The 16,595-nt window shown below is 65.0% G+C and carries 16 protein-coding genes; 4 read left to right on the top strand and 12 right to left on the bottom strand.

The window, feature by feature from the left end; translation table 11 throughout:
* The first annotated feature begins 6 nt into the window (after positions 1-6).
* A complete protein-coding gene (locus B9N93_RS19705; protein ID WP_085215912.1) occupies positions 7-297 on the top strand; it encodes a hypothetical protein in 291 nt (96 codons plus the stop codon).
* 88 nt (positions 298-385) lie between these two features.
* Here B9N93_RS19705 and B9N93_RS19700 read toward each other — a convergent pair whose 3' ends face one another.
* The 6 genes from B9N93_RS19700 to B9N93_RS19675 form a co-directional block, all read right to left on the bottom strand.
* On the bottom strand, positions 386-910 hold the full coding sequence (locus tag B9N93_RS19700) for a LabA-like NYN domain-containing protein (protein ID WP_085215911.1): 525 nt from the start codon (positions 908-910) through the stop codon (positions 386-388).
* Between the two features lie 5 nt (positions 911-915).
* Positions 916-3,384 (bottom strand): heavy metal translocating P-type ATPase, encoded by a 2,469-nt coding sequence (locus B9N93_RS19695; RefSeq protein WP_085215910.1) that lies wholly within the window; start codon positions 3,382-3,384, stop codon positions 916-918.
* 19 nt (positions 3,385-3,403) lie between these two features.
* The gene (locus B9N93_RS25760; protein WP_085215909.1) at positions 3,404-4,009 is read right to left on the bottom strand and encodes a hypothetical protein; all 606 of its coding nucleotides are present in this window, start codon (positions 4,007-4,009) and stop codon (positions 3,404-3,406) included.
* Between the two features lie 48 nt (positions 4,010-4,057).
* Complete coding sequence (locus tag B9N93_RS26480) at positions 4,058-4,504, bottom strand: hypothetical protein (protein ID WP_254899444.1); 447 nt, start codon at positions 4,502-4,504, stop codon at positions 4,058-4,060.
* A 105-nt stretch (positions 4,505-4,609) separates the two neighbouring features.
* Entirely contained in the window at positions 4,610-4,786 is a 177-nt protein-coding gene (locus tag B9N93_RS19680; RefSeq protein ID WP_085215908.1) for a heavy metal translocating P-type ATPase metal-binding domain-containing protein, read from the bottom strand.
* Between the two features lie 151 nt (positions 4,787-4,937).
* Positions 4,938-5,171: a hypothetical protein gene (locus B9N93_RS19675; protein ID WP_085215907.1), complete on the bottom strand. Its 234-nt coding sequence runs from the start codon at positions 5,169-5,171 to the stop codon at positions 4,938-4,940.
* Positions 5,172-5,613: 442 nt separating this feature from the next.
* Here B9N93_RS19675 and B9N93_RS19670 point away from each other — a divergent pair, with 442 nt between their 5' ends.
* On the top strand, positions 5,614-7,014 hold the full coding sequence (locus B9N93_RS19670; protein ID WP_254899443.1) for an urease accessory protein UreH domain-containing protein: 1,401 nt from the start codon (positions 5,614-5,616) through the stop codon (positions 7,012-7,014).
* 11 nt (positions 7,015-7,025) lie between these two features.
* Here the strand turns inward: B9N93_RS19670 and B9N93_RS19665 are convergent, their stop codons facing one another.
* From B9N93_RS19665 to B9N93_RS19645, 5 genes are read right to left on the bottom strand one after another with little or no spacing between them, the layout of a single operon-like run.
* Positions 7,026-8,264, bottom strand: a complete 1,239-nt coding sequence (locus B9N93_RS19665) for a tetratricopeptide repeat protein (protein WP_085215905.1) — start codon at positions 8,262-8,264, stop codon at positions 7,026-7,028.
* Between the two features lies 1 nt (position 8,265).
* Entirely contained in the window at positions 8,266-8,970 is a 705-nt protein-coding gene (locus tag B9N93_RS19660) for an energy transducer TonB (RefSeq protein WP_085215904.1), read from the bottom strand.
* A complete protein-coding gene (locus B9N93_RS19655) occupies positions 8,967-9,359 on the bottom strand; it encodes a biopolymer transporter ExbD (protein ID WP_085215903.1) in 393 nt (130 codons plus the stop codon). Before B9N93_RS19655 ends, B9N93_RS19660 begins: the two co-directional genes overlap by 4 nt.
* Positions 9,352-10,578 (bottom strand): TonB-system energizer ExbB, encoded by a 1,227-nt coding sequence (exbB, locus tag B9N93_RS19650; protein ID WP_085215902.1) that lies wholly within the window; start codon positions 10,576-10,578, stop codon positions 9,352-9,354. The genes B9N93_RS19655 and exbB overlap by 8 nt, the downstream gene beginning before the upstream one ends.
* Positions 10,575-11,348, bottom strand: coding sequence for a DUF3450 domain-containing protein (locus B9N93_RS19645; protein ID WP_176225340.1), 774 nt, complete (start codon positions 11,346-11,348; stop codon positions 10,575-10,577). Before B9N93_RS19645 ends, exbB begins: the two co-directional genes overlap by 4 nt.
* 342 nt (positions 11,349-11,690) lie before the next feature.
* On the opposite strand from B9N93_RS19645, the gene B9N93_RS19640 reads away from it, so the two are divergent.
* Positions 11,691-13,904 (top strand): TonB-dependent receptor, encoded by a 2,214-nt coding sequence (locus B9N93_RS19640; protein WP_125469076.1) that lies wholly within the window; start codon positions 11,691-11,693, stop codon positions 13,902-13,904.
* 203 nt (positions 13,905-14,107) lie between these two features.
* Complete coding sequence (locus B9N93_RS19635; protein WP_085215899.1) at positions 14,108-15,121, top strand: hypothetical protein; 1,014 nt, start codon at positions 14,108-14,110, stop codon at positions 15,119-15,121.
* A 56-nt stretch (positions 15,122-15,177) separates the two neighbouring features.
* Here B9N93_RS19635 and B9N93_RS19630 read toward each other — a convergent pair whose 3' ends face one another.
* Entirely contained in the window at positions 15,178-16,557 is a 1,380-nt protein-coding gene (locus B9N93_RS19630; protein ID WP_085215898.1) for a L,D-transpeptidase family protein, read from the bottom strand.
* Between the last annotated feature and the right edge of the window lie 38 nt (positions 16,558-16,595).

The following is a 16,595-nucleotide window of genomic DNA, read 5'->3' as shown; positions in this document are numbered from 1 at the left end:
AATCCAATGCAGTTCAGGAATACGCTGACCGCGCTTGGGTTGTTCTTGGCATTGGCGGTGCCGACATCCTCCGCCTTCGCGGGCGATGATCCCTTGGCGGGATTCGATACGCGCCTGCTGTTGGCCAAGGACGAAGCCAAGTGCGAAACCTGCCTGAAAAAGCTATCGGCGGGTTGCGACAGGGAAAACAAGGTATGCGTGGACAATAACGGTGCCGCGGCTTGCCAAGCCTATTATGAAAAATGCAAGGAAAGCGTGCCCAGCCGTTGCGGCGGACCCACCCTATGTGGTGAATGATCGCCCGCCAGCGACGCAAGCCCCAAGGTCATCCTAGGACCAAGGGCGGGATAGCCGGTAATCCGGCGTATTCCGTCCTTGGATGGGATCAAGAAAAAAACCGCTGGCAATCCAGCCCCTCCCCGTCGATCAGCACCACCTTGTCCGCCTTGCGCCGCAGCTGGTCGCTCAGCATCACCGACGACGACACCACGGTCACGATCTTCCCCTTCTGCTGCACGATCTCGATGGCCGGGACGTAGTCCTCGTCGCCGCTGACGATGATGGCGATGTCGTAGGCGTTCTCGTAGGCCAGGGCCACCACCTGGCAGGCCAGATACACATCCACCTGCTTTTCCCGGTGTTCGCCCTGGTCGTTGGCCCGGCGCTCGAACTGCTTCACATAGAAATATTCCTGCCCGTCCAGCCAATCGTAGAAGCGCTGTAGCCCGCCGCCGGTACTGCTGGAACTGGAACAGACGAAATAGACCTTGATGAGGTCCATCCCAGCGGTGATGGCCTGCACGAAGCCGCTGAAATCGAAGCGCTTGCGGTCGGGGAATTCGCCGCCGCTGAAATTGCAGAGCGACAGGTGGAAGTTGCTGTAATCGAGGAAGACGATGACGCGCTTCATGGGGGTTATTTGTTCTGCAAGCGCAAGGAATTCATCACCACCGACACCGAACTCAGTGCCATCGCCAGCGAGGCCACCATGGGATTGAGCCGGCCAAAGGCCGCGACCGGGATCGACAAGGTGTTGTAGCCGAAGGCCCAGAATAGGTTCTGCTTGATGACCTTGATGGTGAAGCCGCTCAGTTCCATGGCGTCGGCGACCTTGGTGATATCGCCGTTGACCAGGGTGAGGTCGGCGGTTTCGATGGCGACATCGGTGCCGGTGCCGATGGCGAAACCGACATCGGCGGCGGCGAGGGCGGGGGCATCGTTGATGCCGTCGCCGATCATGCCGACCTTCGCGCCCTGGAGCTTGAGTTCGTTGACGATTTCCAGCTTGCGCTCGGGGCGGGCGTGGGCGATGACGGCGTCGATGCCGACTTGCCCGGCCACATAGCGGGCCGTGGCTTCGGTGTCGCCCGTCACCATCAGGGTCTTGACCCCCAGCTTGTGCAAACGGGCGATGGCCGCCCCGGCGTCGGCGCGGGGCCGGTCGGCGATGCCGAACAGCGCCGCCGCTTGGCCGTCCAGGGCGACGAACACCGGGGTTTTGCCTTGCTCGGCCAGGGTCGAGGCGCGGCCTTGCAGTTCGTCGAGGTCGATGCCGGATTCTTCCATCCAGGCGCGGTTGCCGACCAGCAAATCCCGGCCCGCGACCCGCGCCTCCACGCCCCGGCCCGGAATGGCGGCGAAGCTTTCGGTTTGGAACACGGCCCCGCCCAATTCCTTGGCGTAGGCCACCACGGCCTTGGCCAGGAAATGCTCGGATTGCGATTCCGCCGCGGCGATCAATCCCAGTAGTTCGCCTTCGTCCAGTTCCGAGCCATTGCGGAAATCGGTGACGTAGGGCTTGCCTTCGGTGATGGTGCCGGTCTTGTCGAAGATGATGGTGGTGAGGTGGGTGGCGGTTTCCAGGCTCTCGCCGTTGCGGATGTAGATGCCGCGCTTGGCCGCCTGCCCGGTGCCGACCATGATGGCGGCGGGCGTCGCCAGCCCCAAGGCGCAGGGGCAGGCGATCAACAACACGGTGATGGCATTGGCGAAGGCCGTGGTGAAGCCCGCGCCCGCCAGCATCCAACCGGCGAAGGTCAACGCGCCAATCCCCATCACGCCCGGCACGAACACCCCGGAAATCTGGTCCACCAGCTTTTGGATCGGCAGCTTGGACGACTGCGCCTGTTCCACCATGTGGATGATGCCCGCCAGCACGGTATCCGCGCCGACCGCGTCCACCCGTACTTTCAGCGCCCCGTTGCCGTTGACGCAACCGCCAGTGACGGGATGGCCGGCTTCCTTCACCACCGGCAGGCTTTCGCCGGTCAGCATGGCTTCGTCCACGGTGGAAAGCCCGTCGATCACCAAGCCATCGGTGGGAATCTTCTCGCCGGGCCGGATCAGGATGATAGCGCCGGGTTGCAGATCATCGACCGGGACGGTGACGATTTCGCCGTCTTCGCGGACGAGGTTGGCGGTGGCGGGTTGCAGATCGAGCAAGCGGCGGATGGCTTCGTGGGCGCGGCCCTTGGCTTTTTCCTCCAGATAGCGCCCGATCAATACGAAACAGATGATGCCCGCCGCCGCGTCGAAATAGAGATAAGGCCGCTGGAAGAAGATCGAGGCCATGCTGTAGGCGTAGGCCGCGCCCACGCCCAAGACGATCAGGCTGTCCATATTGGCCTTGCGCTGCTTGGCGAGCTTCAAGGCTTTGGTGAAGAAGGCTTTCCCGGCCCAGAACACCACCGGCGTACTGAGGATGAACTGCGCCCAGCGCCAGAACGCGCCCATGGGTTCCAACATGGCGATGGCGGTGACGGGGGCGCTCAAGACCACCGCCCACACGGCTTTGCGCTTGGCCTCGGCCAGATGTTGGCGTTCCCGCTCCATCAACAGCTTGCGCTGGGCCACGGTATCCATCGGCAAGGGGCGATAGCCCAGGCGTTCGACCGAGGCGTAGACCTCCTCCTTGGGCAGGGCACCGCGCACCAGGGCGGATTGCGTGGCCAGATTGACGCGGGCGTCGCGGATGCGCGGGTCGCGCCGCAGCGAAATCTCGATCAGCAAGGCGCAGGAAGCGCAGGTCATGCCCTCCACGGCGAAGCTGACTTCCTTCACCTCGCCAGAGGCTTCGGTGCCGAAGTCGGCATCGGGGCGCGGCTGGCCTTGGCCCAGATTGGGAATTACCGCGTCCAGCAAGGCCAGCAGGTTGATCTTGGGCAAACGGGCCGGGTCGAAATGGACCACCACCGAGCCGATCTCGGGCACGGTGCGGACTTCCCTCACGCCGGGACGCTTGCGCAGCAGGATGTCGAGGATATAGCTGCGCTCGAAGTCCTTGCGGAGTGCGGGAACCAGAATGCGCACCCGCCGCCGCAAGGCGTGTTCGATGTGGTAATGCCGGGGCTGGAAACCGACCGGCTCGGCACTGGCGACGGCCATGGGGAGTCCCTCTGTTGGATTAGGTGGGCTTGGGCAGCTTGGCTTGGACCGAGAGATAGATCAGGTAGAAGGTCGCCATCCACTCGTAGCGGTAGCGCCAGGGATTCGGCAGCCACAGGTAGAGGATATGGTGCCAATGGATTTTGATGAGGTAGAGCATCAGGAGGTCGTTCATGAATTCCGTCACCCAGCGCGGGCGGCGGTTCATGGCCTTCAGCCCGGCCTGGGCCAGGATGCCCAGGGCTTGGGTGGTTTCCTGGGCCTCCTGGGCTTTTTGTCGGAACCAGCGCTTGAGGGCGGAGCCTTCGGCGGGACGGGCTTGCACGGCGCGTTCGGCGGTGGCGCGGGTCGCGCAGCAGGCGGGTTCGGCGGGTTTTCCGGCCCATTCGCCGATCAGGGCGTGGAGCTTCCGCACCACGGCGGCGAAATCGCAGACCGTGGCGAGGTAGCGGATCGATAGCTTCCCCTGGCGCTCGCGCAGCTCGACCCGGTAAATCCCCTCGATGGACTCAAGGCCGGCGAGGATATGCCCGCCGGCGTCGGGGGTGCGCAGGGATTCGGGGAGGTCGAAGCGCAGATGGCCTTCCGAACGGTGGCGGAGTACGACGTGTTGTTGGATCGACATGGCGGACGGGGCGGCTAGGGATCGATGGGAGGAAGGTCGGGGGTGGACTCAGTCCGCCACCGGTCCGGCGGCGTCGTCCTGGTGTTCGTGGCACTCGGCCACCAGGTCTTCCAGGTTTTCCTTCTGGTGCAGGACGAAATCCTTGCCCTGTTCGGTGGCCTTCAGGGCGGTGGCGATGATTTCCTTGCGGTACTTGTGCGCGAAATAGCCCGCGGCCACGCCTAGGCCGAAAACCACCAAAGGATGCTTGGCCAAAATGCTCATGAAACTGCTCCCGGATTGTGTTGTCGTCGCGGCCACGGCACCGCCGGCCATGGCGGCTCCCGTGGCGATGGTGGCGGTCGCTTGGGGCAGACTCGCCATCCTGTGTCCGGCATGATCCATCATGTGTCCGGCGTGGTCCATCATCCCGGCCATGCGCTGGGTGCCATGACCCATCGCGGCGTGATCGACGGCGGTTTTGGCGGTTTTGGCCGCTCCATGTACATGTGCCATGGTGTCCCTCTGTATAAGCTAGGGGTGGAGGGTCGGGACCGGCCACCATCGGGTGGCCGGATACGTTGGCGGGCGATTATAGGAGCCAGCGAACGCGGGCGGCAATCAGGCGGCGGGGGCCGCGGGCGGCTCGTCCACGATTTCGGACTCGTGCAGCATCCGGTAGATGCCCAGGCAGCCTTCGCAGCAGAAGCGTTTCCTGCCCTGGACGGTGAAGACTTCGTAGCCCTGGGTTTCCACGGGCAATTGGCAGAGGTCGCAGGCGTAGGGAGTATCGCTCATGGTTCCGGTCTCGTTGGATATGGTGTGTGCAAGCATAGCCGCTACGGGGCTGTGGGAGAAAATCCGGGCCATAAAAAACACGCCTCCCGAGGGAGGCGTGTCTTCGCGGCGGCGATGGGGGGAAACCGCCGCAGAACCTTGGGTCCGGGGGTCAGTGGCAATCGAAACTGGCCGGGACGGCGTCGCCCTGGTTTTTGTTGCTGACCACCCGGCTGGAAGCCCGCATCAGGGCGATGCGCACGGCCCCGGTCAGGACCGCGTCCAGCCCCAGGCGGGTGGCGAAGGCCGGCAACAGGATGAGGGAAGCGAACGCCAAGCCCGTGCCTAACAAGAGCGTGGCGGAATCGGTTTGCTGGGCGATGGCCAGGGCTTTGGTGGTTGCCATATCGATAACCTCATCAAACTGTTGAAATAGGGGAAATAAAGCATTGCGCCTTATCTACAAGCTTCGTGCCATATCGGGAAGCACTTATTTTCCAGGGGACCGGGCCGGAACCACAGGGAATCCCATGGGGGTAGGTCGGGGCAAAGCCCATAGCCCCTGCGTGATATGACGCACCCCATCCCGCCGCCCGCTGTCCGTGGTGGTGGCATAGCGATCCACGAATCCAGGCATATATCATGCTCTGCCCTTAGGCCCGCGGAACCGGACCGGGCCGTTCGCACCAAGACTCCCGCGGAACCGGGGGCCGTCCCAATCGATAGCCCCGCCGAACCGGGCCGCTTGTATACAATAAAAAAGACAACCCACCGCTATGGCGTCGCGTCCCGGCCCGGTTTTGCCAGGCGGCCGCGGCGCGGCCCAATCCCGACTCCCTTGAGGTTCCATGAGTACGAGCCCCGACACCCAGATGTCCCCAAGCCACCCCAAAATCCCGCGCTGGACCGCCTTGCGTGCCGCGCTCTACCGCGCCGTTTCGATCCTGTCGATCCTGGTCGGCATCGTGGTGCTGCTCAACCTCGACGCCTTGCTCGGCGGCCATCCCGACCTGCCCATGGCCGGGGAGCAATTGAGCTATGCCCTGCTGTTCGTCGCGGGGATTTTCACCGGCTTCCATTGCGTCGGGATGTGCGGCGCCCTGGTGGTGGGCTATACGGTCAAGGCGGCGGCGGGCGGCGGTTCCAAATACCTCACCCATCTCTACTACGGCCTGGGCAAGACCCTGTCCTATACCGTGATCGGCGGGTTGTTCGGGGCCTTGGGGGCGGTGGTGACCTTCACGCCGTTCATGCGCGGGGTGGCGGGGATCGCGGCGGGGATTTTCCTGCTGGTGTTCGGGCTGGCGACCTTGAACCTGTTTCCTTCGCTCAGTCGCTTTCGCATCAAGGTGCCGGGCTTCGTGATGCGCCACCTGGGGCAGGCCTACCGGCAGAACAGCAATCCCTTCGTCATCGGCCTTTTGAATGGCTTGATGATTATTTGCGGCCCTTTGCAGGCCATGTACATCATGGCGGCGGGGACCGGCAGCCCCTTGGACGGGGCCAAGATGCTGTTCGTGTTCGGCCTTGGCACTTTGCCGATGATGATGGGCTTCGGCTTGCTCGCCAGCGCCCTGTCGAAACAGTTCGCGCCCAAGATCGTCAAGGCTTCCGGGGTGATCGTGATCGGCCTGGGGGCCATCATGCTCAACCGCGGCCTCGCCATGACGGGGCAAGGCCATGATTTCCACGCCCTGGTGGCCCACTGGTGGCCGGGCGAACGGAGTGTCGCCGAGGCTCCGGCGATGGCGGAGGCGGCGCAGGTGATCCGCATGGCGGTGAACCGGGAGGGCTTCGTGCCCAGCCAATTCACCCTGCGCAAGGGCGTGCCGGTGCGCTGGATCATCCAGGGCGAGGTCTTGGACTATTGCAACCACCGCATCGTGGTGCCGGGCCTGGGGCTGGAGTTCGACGTGCATCCCGGCGAGAACATCATCGAGTTCACCCCCAACCAAACCGGAATGGTGCCTTGGAGTTGCTGGATGGGGATGCGGCAGGGGACGTTCCTGGTGCATGACCAACCCGCCGCCCCGCCGGTGCTGAATCCCCTGGCCGCACTCCACGACCATGGTCCCGGCGGGCATCAAGCCGGGCACGATGAGGGGCATATGGGCCACGGAACGGCCCACGAAGGCCACGATCACGGTGGACACGACCACGCCGCCGACGCGCCGCCGGAATGGATGCGGGCCTTGCTGGAGAAAAGCGCGGCGGCCATCGACGCCCTGAGGCGCAATCTCAAGCCCTGAACAAGCCGCGTTCAGTGGCTGTCGCGCTGGGCGTCCCGGTCGAGGTGTTTCAACCATTGTTCCGCCGTGGCGCGGAAGCCAGGCTCGGTCCGCGCCTCCAGGAAGGCGGCGCGGGCCAAATCCTTGCGGTCGAGCCGGTAGTAGGCCATGCCCAGCAACAACCGGGCGCCGCCCGGATGCTTGAGTCCGCCACGGGCCAAGGCGAGTTCCAGGGCTTGCCGCGCCTTGGGCCAGTCGCGCAACTCGCTGTAGGTCTGGCCCAGCCGGTAGCGGACCTCGCCGCCATCGGCCAAAGCCGCGGCCCGCTCCAGGACCGCGACGGCTTTGCGTAATTCGTGGGCCTGGGTCCAACTCTCGGCTAGGAGTTCCAGGTGGGCGGCATCGGCCTCCACCCGGTCCCGTCCGATTTCCTCCTGCAACAATTCCGCGGCCCGGCTGTGCAACCCCCGGTGGCGCAACGCCTGGGCCAGTTGCACGATGTCGGTGGACGATTCCAGCATCCCGAGCTTGTACATCAATTGCCGCACGGCCAGGGCTTCGCCTTCCTGCCCGGCTTCCTGGTAGACGCCGATCAACTGGTTCCAATTCAGGGGATTGCCGGGTTCGCGGTCGATCAGGGCGGACAGCGCCCTGGCGCAAGCGCCGAGATCGTGGGCGGCGTGGTAGAGGGCCACCTGGAAGCGGTACCACTCCGGCTTCGGCTGGGGCGAGCGGGCGATGGCGAGTTCGGCCAAGCGGGCCGCTGCGGCGTATCGCCCGAGCTTGGCCTGGGTTTCGGCGAGCAAGAGGCAAGGTTCCGGGGATGGGTCGGGCGTCCGTTCCAGCCAGGCCGAAAGCGCCTGGGCGGCCGGGTCGTAGCGTTCTGCCGCGAATTCGTATTGCCCCAGTTCCAACCAGGCCTGGGTGGCTTCGGCGGGGGCCAGGGCTTGGGTATCCAGGGCGCGGCGCAGGGCGTCCGCCGCGGGCGCGTAGTGCTGTTGCATCCCGTGGAGGTTGGCGAGGTTGCGCAGCAGCAAGGCCAGGGCGGCGGGATTGGCCTTGAGTCCGGGCAGGAGCGTCTGGATTTTGCGCTCCGCCTCGGCGTAGGCCGATTGGGCGACCAGGGACTCGATGGCCTGGAATTCCCGGTAGGTTTCCGGGGGAACCGTGGGCGCGGCGGCGGGTTCGGCGTGGTGGTGGGCGTGGGGGTCTCCGGGTTCGGTCCAGGCCAGACCCGGAACCAGCGCGAGCAGCAACAAGGCGCGTCTCATATTATTGGTTCAGCTCGAATTTCAAGGTCTGCCCCGCCCGGCGGCGCACCGCCTTGCCGTTCTCCATGGCGGGCCGGAACCGCCATTGCGCCACCGCCGCCAGGGCGGCTGGCTCGAAGACGCCGACCGGGTTGGCCTTTTTCACTTGGGCGTCCACCACCGTGCCATCTTCCAGTACGGTCAGTTCCACCCGCACCCAGCCCTCGATTTTTTTGCGCCGCGCTTCCAGCGGATAGGTGGGCGGCACCCGCACGATGGGGGTGGGCGGGCTGTCCCCGGCGTCGAAACCGGGGGCCGTCCGGGTGCCGGGCGCGGTGGGCGGGGCCGCCCCGCCTGTGGCTCCCTGGGTGCCCGCCGGGTTCGGCATGGCGAGTCCCTGATAGTCCATGGCCGGACCCAGTTTGGGGATGTCGAAGCGGGGTGCGCCGCTCCCGCCGGGCAGCGCCATGGGGGGCGTGGCCTGGGGTTCGGGCGGCATGGCCGGGGCGGGTTCGGCGGCGAACTCCGGCGGTGGGGGTGGGCTTGCTGCGGCGGGCGGTGGCGCTTCCTCGGCGGGGGGCATCAGGCTGACTTCCCAGCGCGGCGGCTCCGGTTCGGGTTCCGGAGCGGGCCGGTGCCAGAACCACCACAGCGCCAATCCCGCCAACAGGCCATGCGCCAGCAGCGATAGCGCGAATCCCCGCAGATATCTTTGGCCGTCGGTCATGCCCCCGGCCCGGTGTGTTCGACTTGCAGGCTGACGCGGGGGAAGCCGTTGCGCTTGACCTCGTCCACCACCCGCACGAATTTTTCCAGGACGATGGCGCTGTCGGCGCTGATGACGACCTGTTTGCTTTTGGGATAGGGGGCCAAGGTCTCGCCCAGGCCGTCCAGGAAGATTTGGGTCTTGCCCAGGTAGAGCGTGCCGTCGGCTTTGAGGCTGAGGATCAGGGGCGTTTCCAGGCTGGGTTGCTCGACCTGCCGGGCCTCGGCCAAATCCACCGGCACTTCCCCGGTGGCGATGAAAGTGGCCGTGGTCAGCACGATCACCAGCAGTACCAGCATGACATCCACCAGCGGGATGACGTTGATCTGGTCGAAATCGCGGTCATCCATGGCGCACCTCGTGGGCGGCCATCAATTCGCGGATGCGGCGGCGCAGCGCGTTGTTCAGCACCACACAGGGAATGGCCACCAATAGGCCGATGGCGGTGGCTTTCAAGGCGGTGCTGAGGCCGAGCATGATGCTATGCACGTCCATGCTGCTTTTCTCCGTGCCCATGCGGTGGAAGGTCATCATGATGCCCAGCACCGTGCCGAGCAGCCCGACATAGGGGGCGTTGGCGGCGACGGTGCCGATCACGGTCATGTGGCGGGTGAGTTCGGTTTGCAAGACCGAAGCCTTGGGATAGGCGGCCACATCGACCCGCTTGAAGAACAGCCAGCGCTCGACCGCCACCGCCAGCGCCCACACGCTCGCCAATAGCAGGACACCGAAGATGACCAGATCGACCTCGTTGTTCAACAGGCCGCGCAGGCTCTTGGGGAGCCAGCCCAGCCCTTGGGGCACCTGGGCGGCGAGGTCCAGCAGCACTCCCCTGGAAGGATCGACCGCCGCCAAGACCGGGCCGCCGTCCGCGTGTTCCAGGTTTGTCGCCAGTGCCAGAGAGTCGCGTTCCGGCTGGCGCTGTGGTTCGACCAATTTGCCGTAGTCGGGAACATAGCGCAGGTATTTGCCCCCGGCCACCGCCGTGAAAGGACCGATCCGGCGGATGGTGCCCGTCCGTTCGCCGCCCGCCGCGTCGGTGAAGAGGCCGGTATAGGCGACCACCTTGCCGGATTCGTTCATTTCCTGGAGGACGCCGAGCCATAGCCCTTCCAGTTGGGTCAGGCCGGGAATCTCCTTGCCCAGCACCAGGGGTTCCAGGGCGGCGGCGCGGCCTGGATATTGGGCCGAGATCAGGGATTCGGCGAGGTCGGATTTGAACTTGCCGGAAAACTCGCGGACGGTGCCGAACAATTGGTTCAGCTCGCCGCCCTTGGTTTTGAGTTCCAGGCCCATCGCCTTGATCCGCGCCTCGTTGGCGGCGAAGGCTTCGCGCAGGGCTTTGCCCTCGGCTTCGGCCTGGGCCAGCGCCGCCTGGGTGTCCTTCAGCAGTTTTTGCTGCTGGTTCTTATCGGCCAGGAACCGGGCCTTGCGGTCTTGGTCGGCCTGGGCTTCGCGGGCCTGGGATTGTTGGACCTGGCGTACCAGATCGTCCAATTCGCCCGCCGCGGCCGGGCCGGTCCAGCCGCCGAGCAGCGCCATCAGCGCCAAGGTGCGTAGCGGCTTCATCGGACGGCCTCCGGGGTTTCGACGGCGATGGGCAGGAATTCCGGGGCGCTTTCCTTGCGGGCGACGGCCAGGGCTAGTCCCACGGGTTTGTTGTATTCCCTGGGCAGGACTTGCCAGCGTTGGGCGCGTGCGTCCCAGACGCCGGTCTCGCCGCCGTCCAGGCTTTGGTAGAGCAGAGCCACCCGTCCGACCCGCAGGAAATCCACCATGCGGGCCGGGGCGGCACCCGGCTTGAACTCGGCCCGGTAGGCTTCGGTGGTCTTGCCATATTGGTTTTCGAGTTGGTAGGCGTCCAGCACCCGGCGGAATTTCTCGGCGTCGTCCACATCGGCCCGGTCCATCAGGCTTTTCAATTCGGCCATCCGCCGCGCCCGCTCCCCGGCCAGGAAGGGCCGGTCCAGTTGGACGAAGCGGTCCAGCGCCTCCACCATCCGCAGCATCAGGGGCACGAGGTCGCGGCGGATGTCTTCGATGCCGTCCAGTTGTTTTTGCAGCGAGCGTTTTTCTTCTTCCTGGGATTCGACCAGCCGCCGCAGATGGGCGTTGTAGGCGGTGATCGCCTCGGTTTTGCGCAGGGCTTCCCGGTATTCGTCGAGCATCTTCCGGGTTTGCTCGCCGAGTTGGTCGATGGCGGCTTGGGCGGTGGCGGTGGCCTGGTTGGCTTTCAGCTGTTGTTCCAAGGCTTGTTTCAGTGTCTCTTCCGCCTGGGCCGGGACCAGGGCGGTCGTGAGCAACAGGGCGGGGAATGGGGATATCGGTATGCGGATCATGGGGCGATGCTTGTCTTGGACCGGGAGTGTCGCCAGTGTGGCGAAGGGTGACAGGGCCGAGCAAATATTGAGCCATGGACCCGGACCGCCCTGGGCCGGATTCCGGGGCCAGAGGTTGCGGGCTGTGCGGTGAGGTTGCCGCCCGCCCGCCCATCGCTGGGGAGGATGTGTGATATCCCATAGGTTCTGGTCCGCCCCTGGGCTTTGCGGGCCTACCGGGCGGGACATGCCGCGTTTAGCACGATTATTGCCCTACCCAGGGGTTTTTCGGGCAATCGCGCCCGGCGGATTCCCGCATTACCAGCACGGAGTGGCAGCGTGTGTAACGCCTACGAAAGCAAAATGATCTTGGGGTTGAGGGCGCTGGGTGGTTTGGCGCTCTTGGCCGGGTCCGCCGGTATCTTCGCGGCGGACGATGTGGTGGAGTTGGACGAAATCACGGTATCGGGCCGGGCGGAAGCGGAAATCCTCGGGGCCAGCACCCTGGATGCCGCCGGTCTCGCCAGCGGGCAGGCCACCGGCAACGACACCGCCGGGCTGTTCAAGAATATTCCCGGCGTCAGCCTCGCCACCGGGGGCGGGGTGTCCAGCCTGCCCACCGTGCATGGCTTGGCCGACGACCGGGTCAAGGTGGTGGTCAACGGCATGAACATCAGTTCGGCGTGCAGCAACCACATGAACCCGGCCCTGTCCTATGTGGCTCCCGCGGCGGTGGGCAAGGCCACGGTGATGGCGGGCATCACCCCGGTCAGCCAAGGCGGGGATTCGGTGGGCGGCACCATCAGCGTCGATCCCCTGGCTCCCGAGTTCGCCTCGGCGGAACAAGGCACCTTGACCGCCTCCAAATTCGGCAGCTTCTACCGCAGCATCAACGACAACGTGGGCGTGAACGCCAGCACGGCCTACGCCACCACCGACGCCCGATTGGAATACAACGGTTCTTGGAACCGGGCGCGGAGCTACAACACCGGCGACGACGGCCCGCAGGTCGTCCCCTCGCAGTTCGAGACCACCAACCACAGCCTGCGCGGTGCCCTCAAGACCGCCAGCGGGCTATGGACCGCCGATCTCTCGGGGCAACACCTGCCTTACCAGGGCTTTCCCAACCAGCGCATGGACATGGTCAGGAACGACGCCATCCTGGGGGGACTGAACTACGAGAACGACTTCGCCTGGGGCCGTTTGGACAGTAAGTTTTATTACCACCAGACCTGGCACACCATGGACGCCCTGCCCAACCGCAAGGGGGCCACCATGCCCATGGAATCCGACGGCACCGACCTGGGCTACCGGCTGCGCGCCCATATCGACCTCGCCGCCCGGCATACCCTGCATGTCGGCAACGAATTCTTCCGCCAGACCCTCGACGATTGGTGGCCGGGCGACGATTTTTATCCCCAGGATTTCATCAGCGTCAATGGCGGCCAACGCAACCGCATGGGCCTGTTCGCCGAATGGGAGGCCGATTGGGACGAACGCTGGACCAGCATCCTGGGGCTGCGCAACGACACGGTATGGATGGACACGGGTTCGGTGCATGGCTACGACAACAGCTTCGTCAACGCCTTCTGGGCCGACCAGTTCAACGCCGCCGACCACGCCAAGACCAATGTCAATTTCGACGTGACGGCCTTGACCCGCTTCACGCCCGATGCCACCAGCCGCTACGAACTGGGTTTCGCCCGCAAGATGCGCGCGCCCAACCTGTACGAGTTGTACGCTTGGACCGGCGGCTCGCAGAAATCCATGATCAATTGGTTCGGGGACGGCAATGGCTACCAGGGCAACTTGCAACTCGGTTCCGAGACCGCCTACAACTTTTCATTCACGGGCGCTTGGCACGACGCGGAGCAAAAGGTCTGGTCGGCCAGCGTCTCGCCCTATTACACCCATATCGCCAATTACATCTGGGGGCAGGTGGACAGCATCGGCCGCGACGGCTTCCGGGGGATGCACTTCGTCAACATCCCCTACGCCGACCTGTACGGCGTCGATGCTTCGGGCCGCTACAACTTCCTGCCTGAATCCCCGGCGGGGAGCTTCGCCCTGAGCCTGTCGCTGGCCTATGTGCGGGGCGTGGGCAAGGATGGCGGGCAGGGCCGCCCCTGTCCCTACGCCAACGCCACGCCCGGCGGGAAATACCTGTGCGAGGCGGAAGGCTGGTCGTTGGAAGGCTACCAAGCCCCCGACAAGGTCAACCTCTATCACATGATGCCGCTGCACGGGACCCTCGCCCTGGAACACACGCTCGACAGCGAATGGGGCCGCTTTTCCAATTCCCTGGGCCTGGAACTGGTGGACCGCAAGACCACCGTCGCCAAGACCTACAACGAGCCGGTGACGCCGGGCTATGTCCTGTTGAACCTCAAGGCGGGCTACCAGTACAAGCAGGTGAAGCTGGAACTGGGCGTCGATAACCTGCTCGACAAGGCTTATTTCCATCCCCTGGGCGGCGTGTACATCTACGCCACCCGCTTCCCCTATTCGCCCAACCAATTGCCCGCCGTGCCCGCCATGGGCCGGTCGGTGTTCGTGTCGGTGGGGGTGGAATTCTAGGGCGGCGGCGGCAATGGATCGTTCATGCGCTATATCCCGCGATTTTGCGTGACCGGACGCATAACCCTGCTATCCGTGCGGTTGACGGGATGGAAGATGCCGCGTGCGATGCCTGAGGATGCGGTCCGGTGGCATATAGTTTGAGTGATTTAGTGCGAACTAATATGCCTATGCGGGGATTCCCGCGAATCGGGAGAACGACAATGAAACTTGGAAAATTGGCCTGCGCCTTCTTGGCCTGCCTCGCACCGGCTGCGGCGGGGGCCGCCGAAATCTACGGTGGCAACGGCATCGGCTTCAGCAACAACACCGTCAATCCCGGCACCGGTGCCTCGCCCACCGGGCCGTGGGTGGCCAATATCGTCTTCAGCAAATTGGATGCGAAAAAAGGTGCCGCGGCCACCCTCAAGACCGGCGACGATATCACCCATTCCGACCAGGCGGCGGACGCCGCGAAGAACGGCCTCACGCAGATCGTGCCGACCCTGAAATCGATGTCCTGGTGCGATACCGACAATGTCAAAACCTTGATGGCGGATGCCGGCGGGGTCGATGCCAGCAAGTGCTACGGCTGGAGCATGCATTCGCGTTGGGTGGTGCTGGACCTGAACGCCCTACAGAAAGGCGGTATGGGGAACGTCTGGGTCTCCATCACCGCCAAGCGCTACGATGATGGCGATGGCGTGACCACCGAGGACGATCTGGTCCCCGCCCTCTCGGTGTTCGAGGGGCGGCAGGATTTGGGGATACACCTGCACTGGTATCCCAGCCAGTTCCAGACCGCCCCGAAGTTCTGGGCCTGGAAACTCGCGCCCTTCAACAGCAAGGCCAGCCAGAGCAATGGCTGGGCCACGGCGTATCTGGCCCAGGGTAGCCTGGATTCCGCGAACGTGACCGGCAAGTTCAAACTCCGGCCCGGCGGGCAGAATTATTTGAGCGTGGCGGTCGGCGGCGACGCCAAGGACCCGGACAACAAGCACGATGTCAATTTCCTCCTGGAGGTGGCTGTCAGCAAGAAGAAACCCGCCTCGGCCTCGAACAGCGGCAGCAACGGCGGCGCGGCGGGCGGCATCGACAAATGCGGCTGCGAGATCGGCGTCACCCAATGGCATCCCTCGATGAACCATTGCATGGCGATAGCCCAATGCACCCCGCTCGCGGGCACCGCCGACCAGTGCAAGACCCCTGAAATGTGCGAGAAGGACGGCGGCAGGTAGCGGCCTTCCCATCCGCCCTCCCCGGTGCCGGACGGGCCGGGGAAGGGCGGCGCGGCTTACTTCGAGGTCAAGCGCTGCGGCTGGGGCGGTACGATCTTCCCCTTGATGTCCAGGTCCAGCAGCATCTGCCGCGCCGCCGCCTGGGCGTGCTTGGCGTCCTCGAACGGTCCCGCCAATACCCGTTGGTTGCCATCCGGCAAGGCCACGGCCCGCGCCGGAATCCGCGGTCCCATATGGTTCAGCACCGCCGCCGTGCGTTGGGCGGTGAGCGCGTCGCCGTTTTCCAAGGCCTCGACATACCAGCTTTCGTGGGTCGAAGCTTGCGGCACCGGCGGCTGGCCGTAGAACTGTTCCGGCAGCGCCAGCGGCACGGCCTCGCGGGCCAATTGCTCCACGCCGGGCGTATGCGCGAACACCGGCACCGGAATTCCCCGAGCCTCCGTCACCGTGGCCTCGATCTTGGGCCAATCCAGCGCGTGGCCCTTCTTCTCGATCTCCTTCAGCTTGGCCTGGAGCGCGGCCTGGAGCGCCTTGGCGTTCAGTTCCTCGTGCGGTTCGTGGGCTTCGAGATAAAGCCGGCCCTTGTGCCAACCCAACAGATAGGGCTGGTTGACGATCCGCACCGGGGTCTTCACCGGGGTTTGCCGGTACAAGAGGTCGATGTTCTCGGGATAGAGCCGCAAACAGCCGTTGCTGGCCCTAAGGCCGATGGCGTAGGGCTTGTTGGTGCCGTGGATGAGATAGCTGGGCTTGCTTAGGTACATCGCATACGCGCCCAGCGGATTGTCGGGACCGGGCGACACCGCCGCCGGCAGCGGGTCGCCGCGCTTTTCGTGGTCGCGGCGGATGGATTCCGGCACATACCAAACCGGCTTCTCGGCCTTGCGGGCCACGTACATGTCGCCGGTGGGAGTCGAACGGCCTTCCTTGCCGATGCCCACCGGATAGGTGACGACCTCGCCGCCCTTGCCGCCGTACAGGAACAGGCGCATCGCCGCCAGGTTGACCACGATGCCCTTGCGTGGCGCGTCCGGTAGGATGAAGCGCAGGGGCAGCACGGCGCGGCTTCCCGCCCTGGGCACCCACATGTCCAGGCCGGGATTGGCGGTGCCGATTTCCTCGTAGCCCAGGCCGAAGTGGCGGGCGATATCGGGCAGGGTGTCGCCGTCCCGGACCTCGACCACGCCAAGCTGGCCGACGATATTGTCGTCCTTGGGCAGCGCGAACCGATGGCGGGATAGGTCGTGGGCGGTGGCGGGAGTGGCTGCGGCTTCCTGCTCCAGGGGTTCGGGCGGGGAATATTCGCCGAACGGCAGGAGCCAGGAGGCGCAGCCGTTCATCAGGGTGGCGAAACCGAACAACAAGGTCCAGCGTAACCAGGGGGCGGTCACGGGCCGGCGGCCCGGTCCGGGGTAAACAAGGGCGGTATTCGGCATGGTTCGCGAGGCTCCTGACCAGGATGCGGGATGGGAAC

This window comes from Methylomagnum ishizawai (genome assembly GCF_900155475.1).
Taxonomy (GTDB): Bacteria; Pseudomonadota; Gammaproteobacteria; order Methylococcales; family Methylococcaceae; genus Methylomagnum; species Methylomagnum ishizawai_A.
This window is presented reverse-complemented; position numbering and strand designations above follow the sequence as displayed.

Excerpts from the sequence above, each read along its gene's own strand:
- B9N93_RS19705 (WP_085215912.1), top strand. The coding sequence starts at position 7 with ATGCAGTTCAGGAATACGCTGACCGCGCTTGGGTTGTTCTTGGCATTG.
- B9N93_RS19700 (WP_085215911.1), bottom strand. The coding sequence starts at position 910 with ATGAAGCGCGTCATCGTCTTCCTCGATTACAGCAACTTCCACCTGTCG.
- B9N93_RS19695 (WP_085215910.1), bottom strand. The coding sequence starts at position 3,384 with ATGGCCGTCGCCAGTGCCGAGCCGGTCGGTTTCCAGCCCCGGCATTAC.
- B9N93_RS25760 (WP_085215909.1), bottom strand. The coding sequence starts at position 4,009 with ATGTCGATCCAACAACACGTCGTACTCCGCCACCGTTCGGAAGGCCAT.
- B9N93_RS26480 (WP_254899444.1), bottom strand. The coding sequence starts at position 4,504 with ATGGCACATGTACATGGAGCGGCCAAAACCGCCAAAACCGCCGTCGAT.
- B9N93_RS19680 (WP_085215908.1), bottom strand. The coding sequence starts at position 4,786 with ATGAGCGATACTCCCTACGCCTGCGACCTCTGCCAATTGCCCGTGGAA.
- B9N93_RS19675 (WP_085215907.1), bottom strand. The coding sequence starts at position 5,171 with ATGGCAACCACCAAAGCCCTGGCCATCGCCCAGCAAACCGATTCCGCC.
- B9N93_RS19670 (WP_254899443.1), top strand. The coding sequence starts at position 5,614 with ATGAGTACGAGCCCCGACACCCAGATGTCCCCAAGCCACCCCAAAATC.
- B9N93_RS19665 (WP_085215905.1), bottom strand. The coding sequence starts at position 8,264 with ATGAGACGCGCCTTGTTGCTGCTCGCGCTGGTTCCGGGTCTGGCCTGG.
- B9N93_RS19660 (WP_085215904.1), bottom strand. The coding sequence starts at position 8,970 with ATGACCGACGGCCAAAGATATCTGCGGGGATTCGCGCTATCGCTGCTG.
- B9N93_RS19655 (WP_085215903.1), bottom strand. The coding sequence starts at position 9,359 with ATGGATGACCGCGATTTCGACCAGATCAACGTCATCCCGCTGGTGGAT.
- exbB (WP_085215902.1), bottom strand. The coding sequence starts at position 10,578 with ATGAAGCCGCTACGCACCTTGGCGCTGATGGCGCTGCTCGGCGGCTGG.
- B9N93_RS19645 (WP_176225340.1), bottom strand. The coding sequence starts at position 11,348 with ATGATCCGCATACCGATATCCCCATTCCCCGCCCTGTTGCTCACGACC.
- B9N93_RS19640 (WP_125469076.1), top strand. The coding sequence starts at position 11,691 with ATGATCTTGGGGTTGAGGGCGCTGGGTGGTTTGGCGCTCTTGGCCGGG.
- B9N93_RS19635 (WP_085215899.1), top strand. The coding sequence starts at position 14,108 with ATGAAACTTGGAAAATTGGCCTGCGCCTTCTTGGCCTGCCTCGCACCG.
- B9N93_RS19630 (WP_085215898.1), bottom strand. The coding sequence starts at position 16,557 with ATGCCGAATACCGCCCTTGTTTACCCCGGACCGGGCCGCCGGCCCGTG.